The 7,066-nt window shown below is 65.9% G+C and carries 10 protein-coding genes; 9 read left to right on the forward strand and 1 reads right to left on the reverse strand.

The window, feature by feature from the left end; genetic code table 11:
- Nucleotides 1-206: 206 nt before the first annotated feature.
- The 9 genes from QZY07_RS20245 (at nucleotide 207) to QZY07_RS20285 (ending at nucleotide 6,905) form a co-directional block, all read left to right on the forward strand.
- Nucleotides 207-581, forward strand: a complete 375-nt coding sequence (locus QZY07_RS20245; RefSeq protein WP_295406529.1) for an SH3 domain-containing protein — start codon at nucleotides 207-209, stop codon at nucleotides 579-581.
- A 69-nt stretch (nucleotides 582-650) separates the two neighbouring features.
- The gene (locus QZY07_RS20250; RefSeq protein WP_295406532.1) at nucleotides 651-1,295 is read left to right on the forward strand and encodes a hypothetical protein; all 645 of its coding nucleotides are present in this window, start codon (nucleotides 651-653) and stop codon (nucleotides 1,293-1,295) included.
- Nucleotides 1,296-1,384: 89 nt separating this feature from the next.
- On the forward strand, nucleotides 1,385-1,768 hold the full coding sequence (locus tag QZY07_RS20255; RefSeq protein WP_295406536.1) for a hypothetical protein: 384 nt from the start codon (nucleotides 1,385-1,387) through the stop codon (nucleotides 1,766-1,768).
- A gap of 146 nt (nucleotides 1,769-1,914) precedes the next feature.
- A complete protein-coding gene (locus QZY07_RS20260) occupies nucleotides 1,915-2,976 on the forward strand; it encodes a L,D-transpeptidase (RefSeq protein ID WP_295406539.1) in 1,062 nt (353 codons plus the stop codon).
- A gap of 85 nt (nucleotides 2,977-3,061) precedes the next feature.
- Nucleotides 3,062-3,406: a hypothetical protein gene (locus QZY07_RS20265; RefSeq protein ID WP_295406542.1), complete on the forward strand. Its 345-nt coding sequence runs from the start codon at nucleotides 3,062-3,064 to the stop codon at nucleotides 3,404-3,406.
- On the forward strand, nucleotides 3,364-4,590 hold the full coding sequence (locus tag QZY07_RS20270; protein WP_295406545.1) for a metallopeptidase TldD-related protein: 1,227 nt from the start codon (nucleotides 3,364-3,366) through the stop codon (nucleotides 4,588-4,590). Before QZY07_RS20265 ends, QZY07_RS20270 begins: the two co-directional genes overlap by 43 nt.
- Entirely contained in the window at nucleotides 4,583-5,965 is a 1,383-nt protein-coding gene (locus QZY07_RS20275) for a TldD/PmbA family protein (RefSeq protein ID WP_295406548.1), read from the forward strand. Before QZY07_RS20270 ends, QZY07_RS20275 begins: the two co-directional genes overlap by 8 nt.
- A 35-nt stretch (nucleotides 5,966-6,000) precedes the next feature.
- Nucleotides 6,001-6,297 carry a hypothetical protein gene (locus QZY07_RS20280; RefSeq protein ID WP_295406551.1) on the forward strand — a complete coding sequence of 99 codons (297 nt, stop codon included), beginning with the start codon at nucleotides 6,001-6,003 and terminating at the stop codon, nucleotides 6,295-6,297.
- A gap of 26 nt (nucleotides 6,298-6,323) precedes the next feature.
- Nucleotides 6,324-6,905: an SMI1/KNR4 family protein gene (locus QZY07_RS20285; RefSeq protein WP_295406554.1), complete on the forward strand. Its 582-nt coding sequence runs from the start codon at nucleotides 6,324-6,326 to the stop codon at nucleotides 6,903-6,905.
- A gap of 3 nt (nucleotides 6,906-6,908) precedes the next feature.
- On the opposite strand, the gene QZY07_RS20290 is transcribed toward QZY07_RS20285, so the two are convergent.
- Nucleotides 6,909-7,066: transposase (locus QZY07_RS20290; RefSeq protein WP_295406556.1), on the reverse strand; the 158-nt coding region annotated here is incomplete at its 5' end.

Here is a 7,066-nt window from a genome sequence, read left to right on the forward strand (position 1 = left end):
CCATCGATGAGCAGGTGCAGCGCTTCTTCGTTCAGGCACTGCAACTCGATGAGTTCACCCTCCAATTGGAGGGCGCAGAGACTGATTCTATGGAGGTCTGAGACGATCGCCATGGCGAACTTCAACTCCGAAACGTGAGTTTATATGATTGGAGCCAGCCAGACAGCCTGCCTGAAACCTAAAGCCCCCCCCGGAAGCGAACCCTGATGAAGAAACCGGCTCTCTCCCTCCTCGCCTGCTTCCTGGCCGCCGCGCCCTTGCTCGCTGACGCGGCGCACGCCGACGGCACGCCTCGCGCCAACTCCGCCGCGCCCGCCGCCGACTTCGCCGACGGGCTTGCCGGCGGTCCGGACTTCTGGGAGGTCACTGGCGTGGCCAGCGGCGACACGCTGCATCTGCGCGCCGGCCCCTCCGCTCGGGAGCGCGTGGTCGGCGACTTGCCCAATGGCGCGGTCATGCGCAACCTCGGCTGCACCCTGACGAGCGGCCAGCGTTGGTGCCGGGTCGAGCGGCTTGAGAATCGTGGCACCCAGGGTTGGGTCGCCGGACGTTATCTGCGCGAATCGTCCTACCAGCCCTAAACCGGGGCTTGCGGTCCACCCCGATTTCATCTTGTCTTCTCGATCCATCAAACCATCAGGAGTCATTCCATGCATCAGCCCCCTCTCCTCCGCGCGCCCATGGGCGTCTTGCTGACCCTGTCCCTCGCGGCCCCAGGCACCGTCCTCGCCTATGGCAAGGAAGACGCGATCCGCGATTGCGAGAACCGCATCCGCGGCGAATACAACCTCACCGACCTGCGCGATGCCCAGGCCACCCAACTCGACGGCGAAAAACATTTCAGGGTCGCCGGCAAGGCGAAGGTCGACGGCGACAAGCATTCCTGGAGCTGCGAGGTCAAGAACCGTCACGTGACCACCGCCGAATACAGCGGCCCCAAACCCAAGGGCATGGGAACCGCCGAGAAACTGGCGATCGGAACAGCCGCCGCCGTGGCCATTGGGGTCGCCGCCAGCCAGGCCGGCAAGCATCAGAACGACGACGGTTACACGGAGCACAACCAACACAGTGGACACAGTGGTTCGGGGGCCACCGCGCTCCAGGATCTGGTGGGCGCCAAGGCGAGCAGCGGCGAGATGGAGATGGAGGGCCGCGGTTACGAGTACGCATCGGGCAGTAAGGGCGGCGGCAGCTCCTATACGAACTGGGTCAAGGGTTCCCATTGCGTCACCATTCGCACCGAGAACGGGCGCTACCAGTCCATCGTCGATGTGACCATGCTGGATTGCGAATAGGCGCGATCCGACAGAACCCATCGCGCCGTGCGTCCTGGTACGACCAGCACGGCGCGCCTTCGCCCTTCCTACCAGGAGTCTTTCCCCGCATGCGCCGCCTTTCCCCGCCTCTGTCACTCCTTGCCGCTCTGCTCCTCGGCTCCGGCTTCCCGCTCGCCAGCGCGTCCGATGCCCTGGTCCCCGGAACCGACTTCCACGCCACCGGTTCCATCCCCTGCGCCACGGCGGCCGGTCAGCCCATGACGTCGTGCCCGTTCGGCGTGCGCCGCGAAGGCTCGGGCGCGGCGCGGGTGACGGTCTTCCTGCCCGGCGGCGCCTCGCGCGTGATCCGCTTCGAGCAGGGCCGGGCGACCGGTATTGAAGGATCGACCAGCGGCACCGCCTTCTCCACCGACCGAGAGGGCGACCTGACGCGCATCCGCGCCGGCGACGAACGCTTCGAGATCCCGGACGCGGTGGTGTTCGGCGGTTGATCCGCCTCGGCCATCGCGCCTCACATCCCTTAACCTAAACCGCGCCAGCGCCGACGATGGTTGAGTCTGCCGAAGCCGATCCAATCCGGAATCATCGCCTACAGCGCGAGGAGCGGTTTAACAACGACTGACAGGATTTCTTGACGATGCAGCCGATCGATCGCCGTACCGCACTCCTTCGACTCGCCGCCCTGGGGGCGGCGCCCTTCCTCCTTGCGCACTGCGGCTCGCGCACCGAGGTTGTCAAGCGCGCCGAAGTTGTCAATCGCGCCGAGGCTGTCGAGCGTACCGAGGTTATCAAGGAGATCCACACCCTCCAGCCCGGCGAGTTCACCTGGCACCCGGACCGCTCGCCGAAGGGTGCCGTGGCCGTGGTGATCTCGCTGCCCGAGCAGATGGCGCACGTCTATCGCAACGGGGTGCGGATCGCCGTCTCCACCTGCTCGACCGGCAAATCGGGCCATGAGACACCGACCGGGGTCTTCGTCGTGCTGGAGAAGGATAAGGACCACCGATCCTCCACCTACAACAACGCACCCATGCCCAACATGAACCGGCTGACCTGGGACGGCATCGCGCTGCACGCCGGCAAGCTGCCCGGCTATCCGGCCTCGCATGGCTGCGTGCGCCTGCCGATGGGCTTTTCCGAGAAGCTCTGGACGATCACCCATGTCGGCACCCCGGTGATCATCGCCGGCAGCCATGCGGACCCCTGGGAGCTGACCCATCCGGGCCTGGTTCTCGCCGGCTATGCGGAGCACGAATTCGAGCGGGCGGTCGCGGGCCTGGAAGGCAAGCGCCACCCCTCCGACTGGGACGCGACGGCCGAGTATCCGGTGACCACGGTCATCGCGTCCTCGGCAGATCGCAAACTGGAGCTGATCGAGAACGGCGAGGTCGTCGCCGAGGGGCGGCTCGCCGGTGCGGGCGGTCCGCTCGGCTCGCACGTCTTCGTCCTGAACGGGAGCCACGCCGGGGCCAAGGGGCTCGCCTGGCACGCCATCAGCCACCACGAGACGGCGGGGGCGGATCTCGGGGCGGGGCGTGGCTCGCCGGATGCGCTGATCACCCGGCTCACCGCCGACAGCGCCTTCCAAGGCGCCGTCGAGCGCAGCCTGCATCCCGGCCTGGTGCTCGTCGTCACGGACAACCCGCTGCACCCCGACCGGCGTTCCGGCAAGGACTTCGTCATCATGAGCAGCGCCTGACGTCCAGCGGACCCATTCGCCCGACCTTCCCGCGAAGGCCGAGAATGCTGACTCGAACCGCGTCCAACCGCCACCGGAGCCGACCATGAACCGACGCCACTTCCTCGCCACCGGCACCGCCGGTCTGGCGAGTCTCACCCTGCCGACCTTTCTTCATGCCCAGCCCCAAGCCACGGACCTGAGCACCACCGCACCGGCCAATCCCTTCCTCGACTGGTTCGGCATCGACGAGGCCGTGATCCGCCGCGTCATGACGGAGCTAACCGCCAACGGGGCGGACTTCGCCGAACTCTATTTCCAGCACAAGCGCACCAACCTCATCCGGATGCAGGACGGGCTGGCCAGCCAGGCCACGAGCGACATCGCCCGGGAGTCGGATTGCGGGTGGTGGTCGGGGATCAGACCGGCTTCGCCTTCACCGAGGATCTGACGCCCGCGTCCATGCTCCAGGCCGCCCGCACCGCCGCGACCATTGCGAGCGGCGCCCACGCGACCCTGCCGGCCCATTTCGATCCCAGGCGGCAGGGCGATCTCTATCCAGTCAAGCGGCCCTGGTCCGAAATCGGGCTTAACGAGAAATTGCCGCTGATCCAGAAGGTCGAGTCCCTGCTGCGCGCCGCCGATCCCGCCATCGACAAGGTGACAGTGCAACTGACCGACACCGACGAGCGGGTGCTGATCGCGACCCTGGACGGCCGATTGCTCGCCGACCGCCGCCCGAGCGCGCTGCTCGGCCTGATGGTGACGGCCAAGCGCGGCGATCAGACCCAGAGCAATATGGTGTCGCTGGGCGCACGCGATGGGATCGACTTCTACACCGATGACCGCCTCAAGGCCCAGGTCGACGAGGTCGCCGCCCGCACCCTGGTGCTGTTCGACGCGCGGCGCCCGCCGGCCGGGGAGATGCCGGTGGTGCTCGCGGCCGGCGCCAGCAGCGTACTGTTGCACGAGGCCATCGGCCACGGCATGGAGGCGGACTTCAACCGCATCGGCACCAGCATCTATTCGGACATGATCGGCAAGCCGGTGGCCGCGCCCTTCGTCACCGTGGTCGATCAGGGCAACCTGCCCCACGAGCTGGGGACGCTGAACATGGACGACGAAGGCAACGCCACCGGGCGCGCCGTCCTGGTCGAAAAAGGCATCCTCAAGTCCTATCTGCACGACAACATCTCGGCCCGGCATTACGGCATCGCGCAGCACGTCGGCTCAGGTCGGCGCGAGTCCTACCGCTACTCGATCATGCCGCGCATGACGACCACCTTCATGGAGAACGGACCCCATACCCGCGACGAGATCGTCGCCTCCATCCAGCACGGCATCATCGCCGAGACCTTCACCGGCGGTCAGGTCGCCATCGGTCCCGGCGACTTCACCTTCTATGTCAAGAACGGTTGGCTGGTGGAGAACGGCAAGATCACCGCGCCGATCAAGGACGTGAACCTGATCGGCAACGGCCCGGAGGCGCTCAAACGCATCACCATGGTGGCGGACGACTTCAAGCTCGACCCCGGCGGCTGGGTCTGCGGCAAGAACGGACAAAGCGTACCGGTCTCGATCGGCATGCCCTCGGCCCTGGTCTCGCGCATGACGGTGGGAGGCGAAAATGTCTGATCACGACACGACAGCGACCGACACGCTGCTGAAGCTCGCCCAGCAGGCGGTGGAGATGGCCCGCGCGGCTGGGGCCAACGACGCTTGGGCAACGGCCGTCCAGGACAGCAGCCTGAGCTATGCCTTTCGCGACGGCAAACCGGAGACCGTTTCCGACTCCACCAAACGGGGGCTGGAACTCAAACTCTATGTCGACGGCCGTTACGGAGTCTATTCGACCACCGACCTGCGGGAGGCCCATCTACGCGACTTCATCCGCGAGGCGGTGCCGCTCACCCGCCAGTTGCAAGCCGACCCACAGCGGCGCATCACCCCGCCGGCACTCTTCCCGACCGCCTCCGCCGCCGCCCTGCAACTGGTCGATCCGCGTATCGCGGGGCTGACTCGTGAGCAGCGCCTCGCCTGGTGTCGCGAGCTGGAGGCGGCGGTCAGTGGGGAGCCGACGCTGATCTCTGCCACCAGTTCGGTCGAGGACGGTCACAAGCTCGTCGCCGACGCCAGCTCCAACGGCTTCAGCGGTGCCTATGGCAAGACCAGCGTCGGCTTTTTCCAGCAGGTCTCCTTGCGGGATCGCGGCCCAGGTGGACGTGAGGGCGGCAGCGAGCGCCGCGCCGAGGGCGACGACGGGGCCGCCTGTCTGCATCTGGACGACCTGCCGAGCACGGCGCGCATCGGCGAGCAGACCCTGGCGCGGGCACGGGCGCGCCTGGGCAGTCGCCAGGGACCGACCATGAAGGGCACCCTGGTGGTCGAGCCACGCGCCGCGAGGCGACTGGTCAGCGACCTGCTCGCCCCGGCCACGGCGGGCAACATCTCGCAGGGTCAATCCTTCTGGCCCAAGCTGATCGACACCCAAGCCTTGAGCGACAAGCTCACCATCATCGACGACCCGTTGCGCCCGCGCGGCCTGGAGTCCCACCCCTACGATCGCGAGGGCATCGCCGCCCGTCCCCTGACCCTGATCGAGCGCGGCGTCCCCAAGGCCGTCTACGCCGACACCTACTACGCCGCCAAGACCGGGCTGCCGGTCACCACCGGCGACCCATCGAACCAGATCGTCCAGCCCGGCGAGCGCGCGCTCGCGGAGATCATCCGTGCGGTCGGCGACGGCGTCCTGGTCACCGCCTGGGCCGGCGGCAACGCCGACCCGACCACCGGCGCCTTCTCCCAGGGACTCAACGGGCACATCATCCGGGGTGGCGAGATCGCCGAACCGGTCATCGGCATGATCGTCACCGGCAACCTCAAGACCCTCTTCGCCAGCCTGGTGGAAGTGGGTAACGATCCCTTCCTCTATACCGCGCTGCGGACACCGACGCTGGTGTTCGAAGGGGTGCAGTTCAGCGGGGCCGGAAACAGCCATCCGGTTGCCTAAACCACGGTTCTCTACAACAGCAGGAGTCCATGACCATGAAGAAGATCGCCATAGCCATCGCCATCGCCGCCCTGTCCCTGGCTGGGGCCGCCAACGCCGGTGTCCCCTTTTTCAACGGCACCTGTCCGGGCGGCATCGAGGTACACGCCGACAAGGGCGGGCCGGTCTACTTGAACGGCAAGGAGGCGAAGCTCAAGAAGTCCAATGCCAACTATTACGAAGCCACGGGCGCGGGGATTACGCTTTCCATCGCCATCAACCCAGACGAAACGGTCTCTCTCAGCTACACCGGCAAGCATGGAGCCAATGGGATCTGTCAGGTCTCCGACTGACGCGATTTCCCGCTTGGCGCGGTCGCTTGGCGGTTTTCGCCGAGCGAGTCGTCGCCTTGACCGGCGAGACCAAGACGCACGCCGCCAGCCTGCCGTTGCTCGACCCAAGATCCGCCGACGAGGAAACCATGACGCTCGAAACGACACTCAAGCAATGGAATGCGGATCTCATCAACGACGAAGGCTTACCAGGGTCGGTTGCTCAAGAGTTCATCGACACTGACTGGTTCGGGCTACCTCCGGCCACGGAGGAAGAGATCGGCGCCGCCGAAACCCGTCTGGGCGTGAGACTACCCGCCAGCTATCGCGAGTTTCTCTTGTTTGCCAACGGCTGGGTTTACCCCGGCAATGACATGGACTTTCCCGGTTCCCTTCGCTCTTGTAGCGAAATCGGCTGGTTCAAGGACGAGGATGCGGACTGGATCAGGGCGTGGATCGACACGGACCCTGGAATACCTGTGTCGGACGATGAGTATTTCGTTTACGGAGATGACCAGGACCCCGTCATCATGAGGCGTGAGTATCTGGCATCCTGCCTCAAGATATCCGAGTCATCGGAAGGTGGCGTTTACCTGCTCAACCCGAATGTCCTGAGAGTCTGTTCATAAAGTTCAGGTTGGATTACACGGTTTTCTGAGCATCAGACGGATGGAGGCGAGTTTGAGAAAAGCGAGCGCGGTCGCGGCCAGATTTTCGAAGTCCTTGGCGAGGCGCCGGCAACGGTTGAGCCAACCGAGTGTGCGTTCGACGATCCAGCGTTTGGGTAGCA

Source organism: uncultured Thiocystis sp., from assembly GCF_903866365.1.
GTDB lineage: Bacteria > Pseudomonadota > Gammaproteobacteria > Chromatiales > Chromatiaceae > Chromatium.

Bases quoted from the DNA above. Each gene is read 5' to 3' on its own strand.
- QZY07_RS20245 (WP_295406529.1), top strand. From the start codon at position 207: ATGAAGAAACCGGCTCTCTCCCTCCTCGCCTGCTTCCTGGCCGCCGCG.
- QZY07_RS20250 (WP_295406532.1), top strand. From the start codon at position 651: ATGCATCAGCCCCCTCTCCTCCGCGCGCCCATGGGCGTCTTGCTGACC.
- QZY07_RS20255 (WP_295406536.1), top strand. From the start codon at position 1,385: ATGCGCCGCCTTTCCCCGCCTCTGTCACTCCTTGCCGCTCTGCTCCTC.
- QZY07_RS20260 (WP_295406539.1), top strand. From the start codon at position 1,915: ATGCAGCCGATCGATCGCCGTACCGCACTCCTTCGACTCGCCGCCCTG.
- QZY07_RS20265 (WP_295406542.1), top strand. From the start codon at position 3,062: ATGAACCGACGCCACTTCCTCGCCACCGGCACCGCCGGTCTGGCGAGT.
- QZY07_RS20275 (WP_295406548.1), top strand. From the start codon at position 4,583: ATGTCTGATCACGACACGACAGCGACCGACACGCTGCTGAAGCTCGCC.
- QZY07_RS20280 (WP_295406551.1), top strand. From the start codon at position 6,001: ATGAAGAAGATCGCCATAGCCATCGCCATCGCCGCCCTGTCCCTGGCT.